This is a genomic window from Labrenzia sp. R5_0 (assembly GCF_017743835.1).
Taxonomy (GTDB): domain Bacteria; phylum Pseudomonadota; class Alphaproteobacteria; order Rhizobiales; family Stappiaceae; genus Roseibium; species Roseibium algicola.
Genome location: NZ_JAGHRK010000003.1, coordinates 559,539 through 579,024, shown reverse-complemented (window position 1 = coordinate 579,024; position 19,486 = coordinate 559,539). Strand labels below are relative to the sequence as shown.

18 protein-coding genes are annotated in these 19,486 nt (G+C 59.8%); 7 read left to right on the top strand and 11 right to left on the bottom strand.

The genetic code is table 11. The features are described from left to right. Positions 1-108: 108 nt before the first annotated feature. Positions 109-570: a VOC family protein gene (locus tag J7447_RS18040; protein ID WP_209170498.1), complete on the bottom strand. Its 462-nt coding sequence runs from the start codon at positions 568-570 to the stop codon at positions 109-111. 47 nt (positions 571-617) lie between these two features. On the opposite strand from J7447_RS18040, the gene J7447_RS18035 reads away from it, so the two are divergent. From J7447_RS18035 to J7447_RS18025, 3 genes are all read left to right on the top strand, one after another. Then, the gene (locus J7447_RS18035; protein WP_152504761.1) at positions 618-980 is read left to right on the top strand and encodes a helix-turn-helix domain-containing protein; all 363 of its coding nucleotides are present in this window, start codon (positions 618-620) and stop codon (positions 978-980) included. Positions 981-1,334: 354 nt separating this feature from the next. Continuing rightward, complete coding sequence (locus J7447_RS18030; RefSeq protein ID WP_209170497.1) at positions 1,335-2,528, top strand: HlyD family efflux transporter periplasmic adaptor subunit; 1,194 nt, start codon at positions 1,335-1,337, stop codon at positions 2,526-2,528. A gap of 1 nt (position 2,529) precedes the next feature. Further along, on the top strand, positions 2,530-4,509 hold the full coding sequence (locus J7447_RS18025) for a cellulose synthase catalytic subunit (protein ID WP_209170496.1): 1,980 nt from the start codon (positions 2,530-2,532) through the stop codon (positions 4,507-4,509). Positions 4,510-4,521: 12 nt separating this feature from the next. Here J7447_RS18025 and J7447_RS18020 read toward each other — a convergent pair whose 3' ends face one another. Together J7447_RS18020 and J7447_RS18015 are read right to left on the bottom strand one after the other, a co-directional pair. Beyond that, positions 4,522-5,610 (bottom strand): cache domain-containing protein, encoded by a 1,089-nt coding sequence (locus tag J7447_RS18020; protein WP_168686447.1) that lies wholly within the window; start codon positions 5,608-5,610, stop codon positions 4,522-4,524. 210 nt (positions 5,611-5,820) lie between these two features. Further along, on the bottom strand, positions 5,821-6,399 hold the full coding sequence (locus tag J7447_RS18015) for a TetR/AcrR family transcriptional regulator (RefSeq protein WP_209170495.1): 579 nt from the start codon (positions 6,397-6,399) through the stop codon (positions 5,821-5,823). Between the two features lie 50 nt (positions 6,400-6,449). On the opposite strand from J7447_RS18015, the gene J7447_RS18010 reads away from it, so the two are divergent. Then, positions 6,450-7,145, top strand: coding sequence for a DUF4336 domain-containing protein (locus J7447_RS18010; RefSeq protein ID WP_209170494.1), 696 nt, complete (start codon positions 6,450-6,452; stop codon positions 7,143-7,145). 43 nt (positions 7,146-7,188) lie between these two features. On the opposite strand, the gene J7447_RS18005 is transcribed toward J7447_RS18010, so the two are convergent. The 4 genes from J7447_RS18005 to J7447_RS17990 all read right to left on the bottom strand — a co-directional run bounded on the left by J7447_RS18005 (position 7,189) and on the right by J7447_RS17990 (position 12,277). Continuing rightward, a complete protein-coding gene (locus J7447_RS18005; protein WP_022999650.1) occupies positions 7,189-8,805 on the bottom strand; it encodes a thiamine pyrophosphate-binding protein in 1,617 nt (538 codons plus the stop codon). After that, a complete protein-coding gene (locus tag J7447_RS18000) occupies positions 8,802-10,094 on the bottom strand; it encodes a CoA transferase (protein WP_209170493.1) in 1,293 nt (430 codons plus the stop codon). The genes J7447_RS18005 and J7447_RS18000 overlap by 4 nt, the downstream gene beginning before the upstream one ends. Before the next feature lie 407 nt (positions 10,095-10,501). Then, positions 10,502-11,368, bottom strand: a complete 867-nt coding sequence (locus tag J7447_RS17995) for a hypothetical protein (RefSeq protein ID WP_209170492.1) — start codon at positions 11,366-11,368, stop codon at positions 10,502-10,504. A gap of 123 nt (positions 11,369-11,491) precedes the next feature. Then, positions 11,492-12,277 (bottom strand): ion transporter, encoded by a 786-nt coding sequence (locus J7447_RS17990; protein ID WP_209170491.1) that lies wholly within the window; start codon positions 12,275-12,277, stop codon positions 11,492-11,494. Between the two features lie 281 nt (positions 12,278-12,558). Here J7447_RS17990 and J7447_RS17985 point away from each other — a divergent pair, with 281 nt between their 5' ends. Next, a complete protein-coding gene (locus tag J7447_RS17985; RefSeq protein ID WP_022999646.1) occupies positions 12,559-13,320 on the top strand; it encodes an SDR family oxidoreductase in 762 nt (253 codons plus the stop codon). 394 nt (positions 13,321-13,714) lie between these two features. Here J7447_RS17985 and J7447_RS17980 read toward each other — a convergent pair whose 3' ends face one another. Together J7447_RS17980 and J7447_RS17975 are read right to left on the bottom strand one after the other, a co-directional pair. After that, positions 13,715-14,194: a DUF302 domain-containing protein gene (locus J7447_RS17980; protein WP_209170490.1), complete on the bottom strand. Its 480-nt coding sequence runs from the start codon at positions 14,192-14,194 to the stop codon at positions 13,715-13,717. Between the two features lie 93 nt (positions 14,195-14,287). Beyond that, complete coding sequence (locus J7447_RS17975; RefSeq protein WP_209170489.1) at positions 14,288-15,439, bottom strand: YeeE/YedE family protein; 1,152 nt, start codon at positions 15,437-15,439, stop codon at positions 14,288-14,290. A gap of 243 nt (positions 15,440-15,682) precedes the next feature. Between J7447_RS17975 and J7447_RS17970 the strand changes: the two genes are divergently transcribed. Together J7447_RS17970 and J7447_RS17965 are read left to right on the top strand one after the other, a co-directional pair. Beyond that, on the top strand, positions 15,683-17,068 hold the full coding sequence (locus tag J7447_RS17970; protein WP_209170488.1) for a tetratricopeptide repeat protein: 1,386 nt from the start codon (positions 15,683-15,685) through the stop codon (positions 17,066-17,068). A gap of 43 nt (positions 17,069-17,111) precedes the next feature. Beyond that, positions 17,112-18,392: an OpgC domain-containing protein gene (locus J7447_RS17965; RefSeq protein WP_208993848.1), complete on the top strand. Its 1,281-nt coding sequence runs from the start codon at positions 17,112-17,114 to the stop codon at positions 18,390-18,392. A gap of 232 nt (positions 18,393-18,624) precedes the next feature. Here J7447_RS17965 and J7447_RS17960 read toward each other — a convergent pair whose 3' ends face one another. Both J7447_RS17960 and J7447_RS17955 read right to left on the bottom strand, forming a co-directional pair. Continuing rightward, entirely contained in the window at positions 18,625-18,909 is a 285-nt protein-coding gene (locus J7447_RS17960) for a DUF1150 domain-containing protein (RefSeq protein WP_031268868.1), read from the bottom strand. A 32-nt stretch (positions 18,910-18,941) separates the two neighbouring features. Beyond that, on the bottom strand, positions 18,942-19,370 hold the full coding sequence (locus J7447_RS17955; RefSeq protein WP_006934007.1) for an Hsp20 family protein: 429 nt from the start codon (positions 19,368-19,370) through the stop codon (positions 18,942-18,944). Positions 19,371-19,486: the final 116 nt, after the last annotated feature.

Sequence of the window (19,486 nt, the reverse complement as noted above, 5' to 3'; positions counted from 1 at the left end):
CCCGCGTCAGGATGAAGGATTGCCGGAACCATCATGGGGGTCAACTGCGGCGGACCCGCTGTCCACACGCGCGGGGCAAAATGCTGTCGTGGAAATTTCTGATTTTCCCTAGGCCGGCTGGTCGCCAGGGAAGCGGACCGGCTGCAAGAGTTCGATGATCTCGCCAGCCGGCCCTTCAAAGATTGCGTTGCGAACCCGCACTTCGGGTTGGCCCAGTGTCAGTGCTTCCGGACCGTACAGATGCCTCGCACCGGCTTCGACAATCCGCACGCAAGCCTGATCAAGATCCGTCACGCTCAAGCAGAGGTGTGCGAGCGCACCTGTCGAAACCTTTTGCCCCTGTTGCGCACCAACACCTTGCATCGGGATCTCGGCCTTCAGGTCGAACAATTCGATCCAGCTTTTCCTGTCGGGTGCCTGCATCATTATCGCGCGATCGATGCCATAGCTCGGCAGTCTCCAGTCGTGCACCTGATGGAAACCGATTTCCTCATAAAAGGAAACGGAACGCTGAAGGTCCGGGGAGCGGATCGCAGAGTGATGAAATCCGGTGAAAACTTGTACTGACATCGCGTGGTCTCCATGTTTCGGGAGACACCTATCGGAGTTTCCCGCGCATGGACCAGTCTGACAATTTTGACACAGCCCGCCGGACCTGGTCGACGATCCAGGAGCGAAACCGAGGGAACCTCCACGGATGGTGTGATCTTGCAGCCGGCCTCCAGACCGTGAGCGGACAGTGGAAAGCGTCGATCCTGATTGTGCTGTCCGAGAAGGATAGCGGCCTACCGGACATTCAGCGCCGCCTTGAATTTGCAAGCCGTCGTGTGCTCGTTCGAGCGATGCGCGAACTTGAAAAAGATGGGTTGGTGTCCCGATCGGCACATGTTGCAACCGGCTATTCATTGACACGCGATGGCCTCGCCCTGGTGCCAATCCTGCGGCACCTTGCGGATTGGAACGCCGCACGGGCGGGCTGATTACAAGAAGTCGATACTCAATGAATTGACGCTTGAACTGCCCTGCGTCTTAAACCGCTGCAATTGCCAGAAAACCTGTGAAGTCAGGTCGGCTTGAAGGATCTGCGAAACTGTCCTTCGGGATCAGGACGCGCCTCGCCCCTGCGCCACGGGATGCAGGAGTGCTTCGATTTCCCTCCCTCCACAACCTTTGATCGAATTCGCCTAAGTCTCCTTGTCGATTGAATAGATTGGCATTCTTTCCACAGGCCCGGGATATTAACTAATGCAAAGAAGCTCCCTTTACACGCTTCACGCGATACGGGAGTTTGCGCTGGGGGCATTCATTCTCGACAGACTCATTTGAGAGGTCAGATGCGGATTCTGAGATTGTTGCTTGCAGGCCTGGTCATCGTCGCCGCCGGGTTTGTGATTGCAGGGGAGCAGTTGTCAGGCACCAGCGCAGATGCGGTTATCAATGCAAGGCTCACAACGGTACGGGCGCCGACAGCCGGACAACTGACGCTGGAGCACCGGCTGCTCGGATCGTCTGTTGCAGAGGGCGAACAACTGGGGTCGATCGATGATCCCCTTGTCGACAACATCTACCTCAACGACATGATCCGCGAAAAGGCGTTTGCTTCAGCCGAGGTCGACCGACTGTCGAGCGTGATAGCCGCGATCGAACAGTCCGTCAGCGATTTGCAGGCGAGATCGGAGCGCTATCAGCAGCAGCGGATCCTGCAGCTTCAAGCGGAGCTGCGTGCCTTGACCTTCGAAATCGGTGCCGCCGAAGCCAGGGGGGATGAGGCGGAGGCAGCTTTCCAGCGCTCCAAACAGCTGACAGATCGCGGCCTGGAGGCTTCGGCCTCCTTCGAACGGATCAGAGCGACGCAAAGGGTTGCAGCGCAGGATCTGGAAAGTGCGCGCCAGCGGGCGGCCGTTGTCGAGATCGAACTGCAGGCGGCTCAAGACGGAACGTTTCTGGGCGATGGTTACAATGATGCCCCTTACTCCGAACAACGCATTTCGGAACTGACACTGGACCAGTCCGAAAACCAGGCCTTGCTCAATGCGGAAAAGGAAAAGGCAAAGGCGTTGGACAATCGCATCAATGTCGAGCGGCTGAGAGTGAACCGGCTAGCCTCCTCGAAACTCATTTCGAACGTCGACGGAACCGTTTGGGAAGTGCTGACGGCAAACGGCGAGACGGTTGAACGAGGCGAGCCATTGATGCGCCTGGTGAATTGCACCTCCACGATCATCACCTTGAGTGTCGCGGAATCCGTCTATAACCGCCTCAAGATCGGAGACCTTGCCAAGTTTCGCGTGAGCAACGACCAGAAGGTTCTGGAGGGTACGATCACGCGTCTGGCCGGTTCCGGGGCAGAGACGATTTACCGAAACCTTGCCGTTGCGCCCAGCGAAAGACACCTGCAGCGCTTCGACGTGACGCTTGTCGTACCCGCAATCCGCGAAGATCCGGCACTCGCCTGTGCGATCGGGAGAACGGGCCGGGTTTTCTTCGAAGCAAGACCTCTCGATTTCCTGCGCACGCTCTGGCTCTGAGATGTTTCCGGTCCTTTACCTAAGCGACACCGTTTCCAGTATCGTGCAGCTCAACCTGGTGCTGGCGCTTGGAATGCTTGTTCCTTTGCTTCTGTCCCGGGAAAAAACCTGGCACAGAGCCCTGCTCTTTACAGTCTGCGCCGTACTGACAGCGCGATATCTGTATTGGCGCGCCGCCTACACGCTTGCACCGCTGGATCTGACCTTCGACTGCCTCGCAAGCTGGTCCTTCTTCGCGATCGAATGCGCAGCGTGCCTGTCTTCGCTGAGTGCGTTTCTCATCCTGTCGAGGCACCGCGACCGCAAGCAGGAGGCGGACCGACAGCAAGACTGGTGGGAACCGGAGCCCGCTCCAAAGGTGGCGGTTCTCATTCCCACCTACAACGAAGAGCGGGACGTTCTGGAACGGACGATCGTTGGAGCACTTGCCCTCGATTATCCGGACTTCAGCGTCCATGTGCTTGATGACAGCAGGCGCGACTGGCTGAAGGACTACTGTGTTACGCAAGGGGTTACATATGTCAGCCGGCCCGAAAACACGGGGGCCAAGGCAGGCAACATGAACCATGCGCTTCGCCAAATGGCCGAAGAAGATACAGCGCCCAGCTTCATTGCCGTCCTCGATGCAGACTTCGTTCCACACAGCAATTTCCTGAAAAGAACGGTCGCTCTTCTCAAGGATGAAAAGGTTGGACTGGTTCAAACGCCGCAACATTTCTTCAACTCGGATCCGATCCAGCACAATCTCGGCCTCAGCCGGTCCTATCCGGACGAACAGCGCTTTTTCTTCGACTACCTGCAGCCGTCGCGCGATGCCTGGGGCATTGCCTTTTGTTGCGGAACCTCTTCCGTCATCCGCTGGACCGCGCTTCAGAAGATCGGATGGTTTTCGACGGAAAGCATCACCGAAGATTTCCTTCTGACGCTTTGCCTGAAGGACGCCGGTTATAACACGGTCTACCTGAATGAAGCTCTTTCCGAAGGCCTCGCACCGGAAGGTCTCAAGGAATACATCAGCCAGCGCGCCAGATGGTGTCTCGGCATGATGCAGATCGCCCGCAGCCGGTTCGGCCCCTTTTCCGACAATCGCTTGGGGCTTGCCGACCGATGGAGCGTGATCGACAGCGTGCTTTACTGGACGACGAACTTTCCGTTCCGGATCGCAATCCTCGTCTACCCGCTGCTCTACTGGTACTTCAACATCATGGTCGTCGATGCGACCTTGCAGGAAGTGCTGCGCTATTTCGGCACCTATTACCTCTGGATCCTGATCACCTTGAACTTTGTGTCCGGAGGCCTGGTCGTTCCGATCGTCAACGACATCAGCCAGCTGCTCGGCGCAGTGCCGATTACCAGGGCCGCCTTCACGGGACTGTTCTTTCCGAAGGGACATCCCTTCTCGGTGACCGCAAAAGGCGGCGACAGAAGCCGGGTGGTCGTTCAGTGGCGCTTGATTGCCCTCTTCGGTGCATTCTTCCTGCTGACCATTATCGGCTTGCTGCTCGGCATCATCTCCGACCACTTTGCGTATAATGACGCGGGCGATGGCAAGCTCGTGATCATGTTCTGGACGTTCTACAACCTGATTGTCCTCGGCGTGACGATGATAGTCTGCGTGGAACTTCCCAGGCGCGAGATCCATTTCCAGGACAAACCCGAACGAGCCATTCTTCATTCAGACACTGGCAGAACCCGGGTCTGGATCGTGGGATTGACGCAGAACTCCGTGAGGATCCGAGGTGCGGCCATACACGACGATACCCCGGTCCGGATCGAAATCGACGGTGTTGGCATCGTCAATGCCATTGTGACGATGCCGGACGACGACGGCGCCCGCCTCCTGCTGGAGCCGCAACCGGAACAGCATGAAGCCCTGCTACGCCGCTTCTACACCACGGGAGAAGCCCCTGGCGTAACCAAAACGCGTTACCGCGCGTTGCTTGGCGACCTTGCACAAAGACTGTCAGCGCCACAACGCTGACAGCACAAGATCTTACGGCTGCATCTTGTTTTGTAACCGCGCAACAGCCGCGCTCAGGACGCTCGCTTCCGCCGTGGTCCTTGCTTCATAGGGATAGATGTCCTCACCGCGCATGACTGCCCTGGCGGTTTTTGCCAGTTTGCGAAAAGGTCGAACGAAAATCAGGATGAACAAGGCCGTAAGAGCGGCAAGGACGATGCCGAGGGTCACGAAGTAGACGATGAAAAGGCTCGTAAATTCGCCGATGGGGTGCGCAGTGTTGTTGATGCGCGCGATCATGCTCCAGCCGAATGCGGGCAGGTCCGCATAGCCGAGCACCGGGATCACTGTCGTGAAGTAAGTTGCGCCATCCGGCCATTTCTCCACCCCGGTTTGCCGGGCACCGGTCATTGCGGACCGAAAACTCTGCAGCTTGTCGATCGGCTCGGAAAGGCCATCTGTTCGTGCAACAATGTTCCCTGTCCGGTCGATCACATAGACATCCAGCCCCATGGAATGGGCGGTTTCAGACAGATACTGCTCGACCCAGTGGTGATTGATATGGAAGGCCAACACCCCTTCGACCGACCCGAATTCATCCGTTACAGGCGTTGCCATATCGAGAAAGCGCCTCGGCTCGTTTCCAATGGGTGGCAGCAGCTCCGCCAGAAGAACGGCTGGATGAACATCCCCGGCGAAATCTCCTCCAAGTCCATTCGTGAACCAGGGGCGCGAGGAAACATCAGCCCCTTCCAGCATGCCGGATGAGGCCGTCAGGACCTTTCCATCGACCGACGCAAGACCGGCCCAGGAGATACGCTCCTTTTCGGCGACGATCAGATCCAATGCTGTTCTGACGGCAGGCTCGCCGCGCCCTGTCATCTCAACCGCAACAAGCCGAAGATTGCGCCAATCCTGGTGAAGTTCCCGGGCAAAATCCAGCCCTACACCCCTGGCCCTGACCGAGACGGCTTCCGCAAGTGCAGCGTCGCGGCTTTCCTTCAGCCGCTGGCCGACGAAAGACCAGGCACTGAGGACCGCGATCACACCTCCAAGTGCAACAAAACCACATATGGCCACCACCAAAGAGGGGTAGCCAGTTCTGGCACGCTTCTCCGTCATCAATCACTCCTCATCCCACAGAAAGTGAATCAGACACAGCGAATAGGGGAAATTGTGTGACACCCACGACCACCGATAGTGGGTAACAATGCTTGGCAGGCGGTTTCAGGCTCGATGGTTAAGGGTTTCTTGCCAGACTGATTAAAATTCAAAACGTCTTGAAGGCTGGCGAACTAGGTAATAATGGCAGCGTCGCTACACATGGATGCATCAGGCAGTCATTCCGCCAATGCCTTCCACCACAAGACGCACAATCTTGCGAATGTCTGCCTCTGGAACCACGCCAGCCTGCAAACCGTTCAGCATGGCTTGTCCATAGACACCCAGCACGATCAGGGCCATGAATTCCGGTCCTTCATCCTTGCGGATCAACCCCTGGGCCTGGCCGAGAGCCAGGATGTCCCGCACGAGCCCCTGAAACGAGGGGCGGTCTGACGGTGGCTCGAGGGAAGGTCTTTGAACCGGCACCAGTGCAAGCCGCGCCACTGCGGGGTTGGCCATGCACCAATGGGCACTGTCTATCAACACCGCTTCGAGCAACGTTACCGCATGCTGCCCCTCGGCCATGCGGTCACGATAGTCTGTGTCTCGGGCTTCCACCCGCGCTATGAGGCTGAGAGCAATGTCTTCCTTCGACCCGAAGAGATTATAGACGGTCTTGCGCGTCAGCCCTGCGCGCTCGGCAATCACATGAACCGTAGCCCCTTCGAACCCAAGTTCGCGAAACGCGATTTCCGCAGCATCGAGAATGAGTGCGCGCGAGCGCTCGGTGCGTTTCAGACTTGTCATTTTTATACTCTAGTGTAATTTTATACTCGTGTAAATAATGGAGCCAGGCGATGCTCGAGGAATTCGGACCGGAAATCTGGATTGCGGAAGGCCCGACAGTGAGAGCCGCTGCCGGATTTCACTATCCCACGCGCATGGCGATCATCCGCCTTTCCAGCGAAGGGTTAGTCGTCTGGTCGCCCGTTGCCTTTTCTCCGGAGCTCGGTTCTGCCGTCGATGCGCTCGGCACGGTCCGCTATATCGTTCCGCCGAACAGTCTGCATGACACCTTCCTTGCCGAATGGCAGCAGGCCTATCCCGACGCCGAAATTCTCGCACCACCGGGTCTGCGAAAAAAGCGACCTGATCTTGTCTTCGCTGGCGAGCTCGCCGGCATCACGGTGCCCGGCTGGCAGGCGGAGATTGATGTCGTGGTGGTTCCAGGAAACCGGATTACCTGCGAAGCCGTACTGTTCCACCGGGCCAGCGGCACGGCTATCTTCGCGGATCTGCTGCAGCAGTTTTCACCGGGCTGGTTCAAGGGATGGCGTGCCCTGGTAGCCCGCCTCGACCTGATGACAAGGCAAACGCCTTCCGTTCCCCGGAAATTCCGGCTCGCTTTCACGAACCGGGATGCCGCCCGGTTTGCCGTGCGGCAAATTCTGGACTGGCCCAGCAAGAAGGTTCTGATTGCGCACGGCACCCCGGTGTCCGAAAACGGCCAGGCCTTTCTCCGGGATGCCTTCCGCTGGCTGATCAAATCGTGACGTCCAGAGACATTGCGCAAAACTCAGCTGGGTCTAGCCCTCTCTAAAACGTCCCATCATATGCCCGCCGCTCAATCCGGCAGGCCAGCAGGGTGAAACCTTCGCGGGTGAGCGCGTCCTCAGCCTCACGGTGCAAAGTTTCTGCATCCTCCACCCACACCCCGTGGCCGCCATAGGCCCTGGCGACGGCCGGGAAGTCGGTTTCGCCGAAATCGACCCCCACATTCGGGCGTTGGCTGGAGCGCTGCTTGAGTTCGATCAGCGACAGGCTTGTGTCGACCAGCACACAGATGATGACGGGGATCTTGAGGTCACGCAGGGTGGAAAGTTCACCCAGGCACATTTCCAGACCTGCGTCGCCAACAAAGGCAATTACCGGGGATGCCCCTTCAACCACGCGGTGGCCCATGGCCAGCGGCACGGCGCAGCCCATGGTGCAGAGCGCGGAAGACTGCAGCATCTGGCGAGGCATCGGACAGCGCCAGATCTGGCTGACAAGAATGCGGTGAGCACCGCTGTCGGCAGTTGCCACCGTGTCGGCCGGCAAGGCCGCGCGCAGCGTGTGGAAGACCGTGCCCGGGCCCCAGCCGGACGCTTCCGGTGCGAAGGCCTTGTCCAGCTCGGCCCGGACGGCGGCGGGCTCTCCTTCCGGCCAGGAGGGCTTTGCCGGCTGGCGCGCGGCGCCCAATAGATCAAGCGCCGGCTGCACTGCGCTGCGCAGCGTTGACCGTACACTGTGCATGCCATGGGTGCGCAGCACCGGGGTGATGTCGACCACAGGCGCGTCGGCATCCCACGGATTGCGCCAGTTGATGCGCATCTCGATGGGGTCGTAGCCGAGCAGCAAAATGCAGTCGCTCTTGTTGATGAGCGGCAGCAGCAGGCCATCGGCCTTGGGTGAGAGGCCGGCTCCGCCAAGGGCAAGCGGATTGTTTTCGTCAAGCAGGCCCTTGCCCTTGTAGCTGGTGACAAGGGGGATTTGAAACGCTTCGCAGAATTCGGAAATTGCAGCCGAAGCTGCCTCGTTGACGGCATCGACACCGGCGATCGCAATCGGCCGTTCGGCCTTTCTGAAAAGGTCCAGCGCAGTGTCGAGATCCGGGCCGGGCACCGGTGCGGTTGCGACCGGTGAAGACTGGAACACACGGCTCCAGGCTTCCTGTGTGTGCCCCTCGGCAACACGGATCGGTACGTCGATGTGCACCGGGCCAGGCTGGCCGTCGAGCGCAATGGCCAGTGCCTTTTCCATCATCACGTCCAGCGCCCCCAGGCGAGCAGAGAAGCTGGCCTTGACGATGGGGCGCAGCAACTGTTGATGATCGAACACCTGGTGGGTGTAGCTTTCCGCCTCTCCGTGGTCGACACACCCGGTGAGGAAGATCAGCGGCACCCGGTCCTGCCAGGCATTGGCAACGACGTTGACCGCATTGGCCGCTCCCGGCCCGAGCGTTGCCAGAAGCACGCCTGGCGCGCCGTCGGCATGCCAGCCGCCTTCGGCCATGAAGCCACCCGCGTTCTCGTGCTTCACCAGCACGAAGTTGAGGCCTGCCTCGTCCAGCGCCTGCATGAGGGCAAGCACCTCGCCGCCCGGAATGCCGAAGGCGTGACGGCAGCCTGCCGCGTGAAGTTTGCCTGCAATGATATCCGCACCGGTGGTCATTTGCTGCTGTGTCCTTCAGTCGCCGTGTCTGGCGGGGTTGGGCCGAGGTCGAGAATGCCTCTGCCGGCAAGATCGGAAAGGGTGTCTGTACCAAGTCCGAGCAGCCGGGTCAGAACATCCGCAGTATCCGCTCCCACAAGCGGTGGCGCGCTGCGGTAGGCAACCGGCGTCTTTTCCAGGTTGATGGGCGAGCCGATCAGGTCGACTTCGCCGCCAAGTGGATGCGGCAGGGTGATCCGCATCTGGCGTGCCAGCACCTGCGGGTCGGCAAAAACCTGTTCCAGATCGTTCACCGGGCCGCAGGGAACGCCTTCAGCTTCAAGCTCGGCTATCCACTCTGCCGCGGCCTTCTCGATTGTCAGACGCCGGATCTTCGGGACCAGCTCCGCACGGTTGCGCACCCGGTCGGCATTTCTGGCATAACGCGGATCTTCGGCCAGTTCCGGCGCACCGGCAACCTTGCAGAACTTGCCGAACTGGCTGTCATTGCCAACCGCCAGAATGAAGGACTGGTCGCTTGCCGGAAACGTCTCGTAGGGAACGATGGTGGGATGGCCGTTGCCGAGGCGGCCCGGCACCTTGCCGGAGGTAAGATAGGCCACACCCTGGTTGATCAGCCAGGAGACCTGAGCATCCAGCAGCGAGATATCGATGGACTGACCTTCTCCGGTGCTGTTGCGGTGGTTGAGTGCAGCGAGGATGGAGACGGTCGCATACATCCCGCACATGACGTCGGCGATGCCGACGCCGCATTTGGTTTCCGTGCCGCCGTCCTCATCCGCAAAGCCCGTCAGCGACATGATCCCGCCCATGCCCTGGATCAGGAAATCATATCCTGCCCGCTGCGCGTAGGGGCCGGTTTGTCCGAAGCCGGTTATGGAACAGTATATCAGGCGCGGGTTGCGGACCTTCAGCGTGTCATAGTCAAGCCCACGTCGCTTCAGGTCACCGACCTTGAAGTTCTCCACCAGGATGTCGGCCTTTGCCGCCAGATCGGCAATCAGCTGCTGCCCTTCGGGGCTGGCGAGATCAATGGCGACGGACGCCTTGTTGCGATTGGAGGAAAGGTAGTAGGCGCTTTCGCCGGTCTCCCTGCCCTCACCATCTTTCAGGAAGGGCGGTCCCCAACCGCGCGTGTCGTCCCCCCGGCCCGGCCGTTCGATCTTGATCACCTCCGCACCGAGATCGCCCAGGATCTGGGTGCAGGTCGGTCCGGCGAGAATGCGGGAAAGGTCGAGGACAACAAGGCCGGACAAGGCGCCGGATGCGGCAGGAGACGGCTGGGACAAGGCTCACCTTCAAAATGACGTTTCCCGGTAAAGGCCACAGGCTGATGGGCGCCGTCAACAAGCCAGCATCAGCCCCCCGGACAAGCCGCCTCACTTTCTCGTTAGAAAACGGGAAGGAGGGGCGTTCGGAAAAGAACGTCTGGCAGGCAGAGGAATGGCCCAGACCGGGCAAAGGGAGTGTCGGGATCAACGCACCTAAGTGCCAGGAGAAGCGGTTGCGAGACAATTGATGTCTTGGAAACGAGTAGGCCCCGGGACTCGCGGTGCTCGCCCGGGAGGACGACGGAGAGGGTTTTCTTGCGGCAGGTCAGTTTCCAACTCTATGAATATCCAACCATCTTTGGTGCCCTCATCCACATCGTCATGCCTTGAAATCCAACTGGGCTCAGCGCACGCCTCGTTCTTGCCTAGGTCGTCCAGCCCTTCATCTCGGCAAGCTCGTTCCAGGCGCGTTTGATCCAGCTGGCGCTCACGCTGTGGCCACCGTCGTGGAGGCAGAGCTCCAGGAAGCCGTGTTTCGGCTGCCAGGTTTCACAGGTGAGGTTGCCTTCGGTATGGGTCTTCGGCGCGGTTTCAGAGAGACCGTCCTTGCGGCGCCAGACGTCGAAACTCTTGAAAACGTCCCCCTGTTTCCACTTGCCCCCGCCAAGCCAGCGTCCCTCGAGCGGCACAACGGTGTCTGAGGTGCCATGCACGTGGAAGAGATAGGGGGTCTCCGTCACGCAGGACTGCGGCAAAGGTTCCCAGAAGGCGCCCGCGATCGGCGCATATCCTGCAAACATGCCGGAATCCTCGCAGGCCATGTACCAGGTCATGAAACCGCCGGAGGAAAAGCCGGACAGCATGGTGCGGCTTCGGTCGATGCCGAAGCGGTCGGACAGATCCTGAAGGACGCTGTCGAAGAACGCCGGTTCGTTCCGCAGGTTGCGCGGCGCTGTCGGGAAAGACCAGGTGCCGTTCATGCCCTGAACCGCAACGAAGGCAACACCCAGATCGTCCGCCATCTTGCGGAAGCTCTGGTTGCGGATTTCGTTGATCGCCTTGCCGCGATGGCCATGCAGGAAGAAGATTGCACCCAGAGGCTTGTCGGCCGGCCGGTTCTCCGGCAGGTGGATGAAATATTCGCCGTTCGTGACGTCGCAGGGTTTTTCCTCGCCGCAGGCCGCGGTGCCTGCCGCCTGCGATGGTGCGCCGAACGCGCCCAGAGCCAGAACCACGATGCCCGCCAGCAGGCCGAAGCGTCTGGAAAAACCGGTAACTGTCGCCAATGACATGAAGTGCTCCTTGCACGGTAAAAACCATTGCCCCGCTCCGCCGGTAAGGATGGCTTCCGGACGGCTTTTGTCCAGCGGTTCGTCTTCACAAATCGGCGAGAGGGCTTCAGGCCTGCAAGGTGGCTAGTCCCATGTGCCTTCAGTCGGAATATTGAGAACCCGGCCACAATGCTTGCAGTGCACCGCATCCGGATCGTGCCTGTTGAGACCGCAATCGGGGCACGACAGATTGACCTTTGCCGGGCGGAAGATCGTCTGCACCAGTCGCAGGAACAGGGCGACGCCGAAGATCATGATCACCACCGTCATCAGCCGGCCGACGCTGTCGGTCATGGTGATGTCGCCGAAGCCGGTTGTCGTCAGCGTGGTTACGGTGAAATAGAGCGCGTCGAGATAATTGTTGATGTTGGCGTTGCGGTCGTTCTCGACCACGAAGACGAGGGCCGTCACGACAAAAATGAAGACGATCAGGTTGATGCCCGACTGAAAAATCTCCTCGTTGCGGCGGAACCATTTCGACGCCTGACGCAGCTCCTTCAGCAGGTGATAGGAGCGCATCAGCCGCAGCATGCGCACAACGCGCAGGAAGGCGAAATTCTCGAAGAAGGCCGGAGCGACCAGAGAGACGATCACCACAAGATCAGCAAGCGATGTGAAGCTGAAGAGGTATTTGGTCCGCCGTCTTTCGGCGATCAGACGCGCAACATAGTCGAGCGCAAGAACCGCGGCGATCGCATAATCCAGCTCATGATGGATGCGGTCCTTGTCGATCATCGACGAGACGATGAAATAGCCGATGGTGACCAGGTCGAACAGCAAAAGCGCATACCGGAACGCCCGCGACCCGACCGTGTCGCCAAAATAGAGCTGGCGCAGGATCGTCTGCAAACTCCGCTTCGTGTCCGCCATCGGCTTCCCCTGTTTCCTTGCGAACTGACCGGCATACGCTGTGCGCGCTGGCTGGATCATTCGTGCAGATGCCGCACGATGCTGTTGCAAACAAGCTGTTTATTCTCACGGCCGACCGCACTAATGTCCGCTGTCGATCAACCAGAGCCTCCTGAATTCCGCTGAATGCAGGACGCTCGAACATTTGTCAGAACCCGCCCGCATTCCGACGTTTGTGCAAACGTCCGCGAATACCGGCAGGTCCAGAGGCCGTAAAGGCCCATCCAGAACGGGAACGTTACATGTTTGATTTGTCGGGACAAGTTGCCCTGGTGACGGGCGCGAGCCGAGGCATTGGAGAAGCTGCCGCCCGCAGCCTGGCGAAATATGGTGCCAAGGTCCTTCTGGCGGCACGCTCGGGCACAGATATCGAACGCATTGCCGGCGAAATCCGCGCGGAAGGCCGCGATGCGACGGCAGTCGTTTGCGACGTCGCGGATTATGACGAGGTGGTCAAGGCAGTACAGACGGCCATCGACACCTATGGTGGCCTCGACATCCTGGTGAACAATGCCGGCGTGATCGAACCGATTTCCCGGATCGAGGACAGCGATCCGGCGGAGTGGGGCAAGGTCATCGATATCAATGTGAAGGGCGTCTACTACGGCCTGCGTGCCGTGGCGCCGCATATGTTGGCCAAGGGCGCCGGTACCGTTGTCAACATCAGCTCGGGAGCTGCGGTCAGTGCGCTGGAAGGCTGGAGCCATTACTGTGCTTCCAAGGCGGCTGCGCTTTCCCTCACCCGCTGTGCGGACAAGGAATTCGGTGACAAGGGCCTGCGCATCGTCGGCCTCAGCCCGGGCACGGTCGCAACGCAGATGCAGGTCGATATCAAGGCCTCCGGACTGAACCCGGTCAGCCAGCTGGATCCGTCGGTGCATATTCCGGCCAGTTGGGTCGGTGAAGCCATTTGCTGGCTGTGCACGCCCGCGGGCGATGCCTACCGTGGTGTGGATTGCTCGCTGCGCGACGAGGATGTACGCAAGTCTGTCGGCCTGATCTGAGTTCCGTCAGCACGCTGGTCGGCTGTCCAGCCCCCAAGATCCCGGATCTCCGCTGCGCTGCGTCCAGGATGACCGTCTGAAATATGGAACGAGGTAGGCCCTCAACAGGCCAACGAGGCTTCAAAAACAAAAGAGGGCCGCGCTAGCGGCCCTCCCATGAGATCGACGTGACACAAGTCCCGGATCAGATCCCAGCGAAATCTCTCACTACCAGAGGCTGCTCCAGCACCGTTCGATTCCGCCCAGACACTTGGGCCACGCACCGATACTCATTAGACATGGGCACACCTCCTTTCAGTTGTTGAACACACTAAGAGTGTGGGGTCGCCCAGACAGTTTCACAAGCCCAAAAACAAGGCGTGGTTGCCAATCGATTACGCAATTCACAGGACTGTCACTGTGCGGCAACAGCCTTGTCGGCGATAGAGGTGAAGACCTGATCGAGTTCCCTTGCAAGTTCTTGCAAGGCCGAGCCGCCCTCGTCCATGTAGGGTGCGAAGACAAAACCGGGCGTTTTCCAGGAAAGCGTTGCGGTGCCATCGGGGTTTTCGGTAACATAGAACCGGATCGGTGCTTCGATACCCGCGGCAACGGAAGCTTCCAGCATCCGGACGGCATAATCATTGCGATAGACGCCAATGATGCGGTTGCCGGGAATGGTAATTCCCCTGCCCTTCGCACCGTCCGAGGCACTGGCCTGGGTCACCAGCAGCATGCCTTCTCCCTCGATCGCACTTTTGAGATCATCAACCAGCGCAGGGTAACTTTTGGTCGTGGGCAGGACCTGCCAGCCTTCGCGATCGGTCAGGCTGTCCGCTCTGGCCAATCCGACGGCAAACAGGCTTGTGACGACAACCAGGGCAAACAGACGCATTTTCTTTCTCCCGCAGGCGATGTTGCAATGCCGCGCACTCTAGCGGGGCCTGCCTCACGAACGCGTCACAATGCGGTGTGCTTCAGGACGTCTTCAGTCCATGCCAAGCCGCAAGCGCACGCGGGTTCCGGCAAGACTGCCGAGGAAGCCAAAGACCAGCCATAGCCAGCCGTGCAGCGAGCCCGACGCCAGCCCCCCCAGGTAAGCACCGATATTGCAGCCATACGCCAGGCGGGCGCCGTAGCCCATCATCAGCCCGCCCGCGATCGCCGTCAGCACGTCGCGGCGGTTCAGACGCCAGACCGGAGCAAAGCGTCCGGCGAGGCCCGCTGCCGCCATTGCACCCAGAATGATGCCGAAGTCCATGACGGAGGTCGTGTCGCGCAGCACGGGGTTTTCCAAAGCTCCGCGCTGCCAGGTCCAGTAGGGCCAGCTGTCCACCGGCACGCCTGCCGCGTGAAAAAGCTTACCGCCCCAAAGCGCAAAGGCAGAGGTGATGCCCCAGGGACGTCCGATCACCACGAATGTGGCAATGCCGACGATCGCCAGCATCACCGCACCCATCATGGGAGACCACGGACCGCTGAGAAACGAAACTGTCGGCTTCGGTTGGGCAATCGAGCCATGAGCGCGCCGCTCTATGATGATGGTTGCAATTGCCAACAGGCCGAGGATGAGCGCGGTCAGAAGAAAAGCGCCATGCGGGCCGAATTCCCGGATGAGGGACATCGGCGGCAATTTGGGCAAGCGGCCCCAGAGATGCAGATGCGCCGTGGCAGCCACTGACCCGAGGACAAAGCACGCCAGGGTAATCATCATGCGGGTGGAACCGCCACCGGCGGTAAACAGCGTGCCGGATCCGCAGCCGCCGCCCAGTTGCATGCCGAGACCGAACAGGAAGGCACCGAAGGCAGCCGCCACCCCGAAGGGAAAGACGAAGCCGCCCGTGGGCCAGCCAAGCGCATGCCCCCAGGCAATCAGGGGAAAGGAAACCGCACTGGTCAGAAGAATGAGAACGAATTGCGCCCTGAGCCCCCCGCCGCGTTTTTCGGTCACGATCCGTCGCCAGGCGGCCGTGAAACCAAAGCTTGCATGATAGAGCGACAGGCCTGCGAGACCGCCGATCAGGACCGCCACTGCCTGGCGCGGTCCGGCTTCGCCATAGGCCCCCAGTGCGACCATGGCCAGAAGGCCGCCCGCAATGGCGACGACGGCTGCTTGAGTTTTCCCGATGGCCAAGGCCATGTGTTCCTGCTCCCGCGCAGATCCGACTTTAAAACCCCGATACGAAGACTTGCACTTCCCGCCTTAATTTCGCAACGAAGGTATCTTTTCTTCACCTACACATTGCCAACACCTTTTTGTGTTTTGCAGTTCAAGTGCCGCCTGCGGATTTTGGATAGGAATATTCAGCCATCCGGCCATTTACAGCCGCAGTTGGCGGGACCCGGTTTCAGAGGACCGGAATGAGAAACAAAAAGGCCTGTTATGCGTCTAACTGATCAATTCGGATATGAGCTTACCCTGTCGGACAAGGAAGCCTTGACCGCCTGGAACGAGACCGTGAAAGCCTTTCTGGCGCATGGCAGGACTACTCCCCAACATCTCGAGACATGCCTCGCCCTGGCGCCGGACTTTGCGCTTGGGCATGCAGCACGCGGGATTTTCTGCCTGCTGCTTGGCCGAAAGGAACTGACCGCGACGGCACAGGAATGCCTGGCGATTGCCAGAACCTCGGTCCAACATACGCCGGTCACGGCACGCGAACTTGCCGTGGTCGACGCCCTCGGGTCCTGGTTGCAGGGATATCCCACAAGATCTGCCGACCTTCTAGATACCGTGCTGGTAACGGTTCCCGAAGATGCCCTGATCATGAAACTGGTTCACGCGATCCGCTTCGTGCTGGGCGATGCCACGGGCATGCGCCAGTCGATCGAGCGGGTGCATGCGGCCTATGGCGAAACCCACCCGGCCTATGGCTACATGCTTGGCTGCCGGGCGTTTTCTCTGGAAGAAACCGGCGACTACCGCCTGGCAGAAGCTGCCGGCCGCAAAGGGCTGGAATTTGCCCGCGATGATGCCTGGGGCCTTCACGCCGTCGCCCATGTGCACGACATGACCGGTCGCTCCGAAGAAGGGGCCGGCTGGCTGGAAACACAGCCGGAAGGCTGGGCCCACTGCAACAACTTCGGCTATCACGTTTGGTGGCACCTGGCGTTGATGTATCTGGACCAGGGCCAGGCCGACAAGGCACTAGCGCTCTATGACACCGACATCCGCAAGGACAAGACCGACGACTACCGGGACATTTCCAATGCGGCCTCGCTGCTTGTTCGCCTGGAGCTTGAAGGGGTCGATACCGGCCCTCGCTGGGACGAGCTGGCGCTTTTGTCCGACAAGCGCGCCGAAGACGGCTGCAATGTCTTCGCCGACCTGCATTACCTGCTGGCCCTATTGAACGGTGGCCGCCGCATGGGTGCCGAGCGGTTGCTGACCGGACTGAAGGAACGGGCGCAAACCGAAACGGATCTTGGCCGGATCACCACGGAAACCGGACTGCCGACCGGCCTCGGCCTGGAACAGTACCGGAAGGGCAATTATGCCTCCGCGTTTGCCCTGCTGGACTCGGCGAGAGACAATCTATACATGGTCGGCGGCTCGCACGCTCAGCGCGATGTCTTCGAGCGAATCACAATCGATGCAGCCCTGCGGGCAGGCATGCCGGAAGATGCGGAACGGCTGCTCAACAGCCGGACGCACAAACGCGGTGCGCTGGACAGATTCGCCGAACAACGTCTTGAAATATGCGACAAAATGCACCGCGCCCACCGAGTGATGGAAGACCAAAAACTCAGGGCTACCGGCTCGGTCTGACCCACTGCCGGCACTCGACTGACCAATTATCTCTGGACCCAACGTGAACGCTCACACACAAACGAAACGCCCACGCGATCCGCGGCTAGATTTCTTCCGCGGCCTTGGAATGTTCATTATCTACGTTGCCCACCTGCCCTGGAACTGGTGGACGCTCTGGATTCCCGCCCGGTTCGGGTTTTCCGATGCGACTGAAATCTTCGTCTTCTGTTCGGGCATGGCCTCCGCGCTCGCCTTCGGCAAGATCTTCGACGTTCATGGCTGGGGCATGGGGGCAGCACGCATCCTGCACCGCATGTGGCAGGTGTACTGGGCGCATATCGGCCAGTTCCTGGTCCTCGCCGTCGGCCTTGTCATGCTTCAGAACAGCGGTTACCTGGCTGAGTGCTGCGGCCTGGAAGAAAATTATGTCGCCTCGCTCAACCTCCTGCATCTCTATGACAACGCCGAAATGGCCCTGCCCGGCTTGCTGACGATGACCTGGGTGCCCAACTACTTCGACATTCTGCCGATGTATGTGGTGATCCTGTCGCTGATCCCGGCGATCATGCTTGTCGCCCGCTACTCGGTGCCGGGCGCTTTCGCATTGTCGATCGGCCTGTGGCTGGCTGCCCAGTTCGACCTTCTGAGCCTGCCGGCCGAGCCCTGGTCGGACCGGGAATGGTTCTTCAATCCCTTTGCCTGGCAGATGCTGTTCTTCACCGGCTTTGCGTTCATGCGCGGCTGGATACCGGCACCTCCCGTCAGCAAGACCTTGATCGTGCTTTGCGCGGTGGTGCTTGTTGCCACGGTTCCCTTCGCCTACTTCCGCGCCTATCAGGAAAATCACCTGAACCTGGTCTGGGCCCGCGAAATCCGCGAGATCATCAAGCCGCTCTGGATCAAGACGGAATTCGGCCTGTTCCGCTACCTGCACTTCCTTGCCCTTGCCTATCTGGCCTGGGTTGCCGCGGGCGAGCACGGCAGACGCCTGCTCGGACATGGCGAGATCTGGGGCCGCTTCGTGCGCGTTGTCCAGAAGGTCGGACAGCAGTCACTGCCCGTGTTCATGGCAAGCCTGGTCATTGCCCAGGCTGCGGGCATCCTGCGCGACATGGTCTGGGGCCGCGGCGAATGGCTTCCGCAGATCCTGTCGAACCTGCTCGGTTTCGTGGCACTGATTGCCGTTGCCTATGTGGCTGGCTGGTACAAGAGCCAGCCCTGGCGCAAACCGCCTGCGACCTCCTCCACCGGACCGTCCGAACGACCGAAGACACCTCCGGCAGATGGCGGTGAACCCGCAGCCAAGGCAAAGGCCGAAACCCGGGAACCGGCCCTCACCTGATCAGGCCGGCCTCCTGCCCGACACAAGAGCGCCCGCAGAAGTCCTGCTTCTGCGGGCGTTTCTTTTGTGGGAAATACCTTCATTCGATAACCAAAGGCCCCGAGCTTCACCATTTGGAAGCACTCACCTGTGAAGCAATGAGACCCGGCCCAGCTCAATACAGGGCCGCAAAAACAAAAACACCGGCCAGATGGCCGGTGTCGCATTCGTTTTGCAGTCTTGTCAGTTGACGTCAGTGCAGTGACGCCATTTCCAGTTCTGCTTCAAAGGCATTGGCAACGGCAGCTTCGCGGCTGTCTGCCAGCAGGATCGGCGTACCGTCCGCGTTGAGAAGCGCGTAAAGCGTCATGTTGTCGTGCAGCGGCGGGACATCCGGAAACATTTCCTTCAGATCCCGAGCCTTGATCGGCTTGATATAGGCGACATCTCCGGTGCCCAGTTCGGTCAGTTCATCGACCGACATGAATTCGGAAAGTAGCGTGCGGTCTGCCCATGACGGGCTATTGGGGTTTTGCATCAGTCATTCTCCATATGTTGGCCGACGAGCGTTCATTCGCCGCTGGAGATTTCTATTTTTCTGATAACACGCTCCGGTTCCGGGCGTGCCAGGTCGATGGACAGGAGCCCATCTTTCAAGTCGGCTCCGAGGATCTCGATCCCCTCGGCCAGGACAAAGGCCCGCTGGAACTGACGGGCGGCAATGCCGCGATGCAGATACTGCCGGGTCTTGTCGTCTACCTGACGACCCCGGATGACCAGCTGACTCTCTTCTACCGAGACTTCAAGCTGCTCTCGTGTGAACCCTGCCACCGCCAGGGTGATCCGAATGACATCGCCTTGATCTTCTGTTTTCGGAAGTCTCTCGATGTTATAGGGCGGATAACCGTCGTTGGCGGCCTTGGAGACGCGATCGAGCACGCGCTCGATATCGTCGAACCCGAGCATGAACGGGCTAGAAAACGCTGACATGCGTGACATCCTCAAAGTCCTTGTCGAAGCGACCTTGCGCCCGGACCCTTTCAAGGCATCCGGACCGGAACCAACCGGTTCCTTTCATGATTAAATATGGAGCTTCGTTAAAATTGATTCAAGGA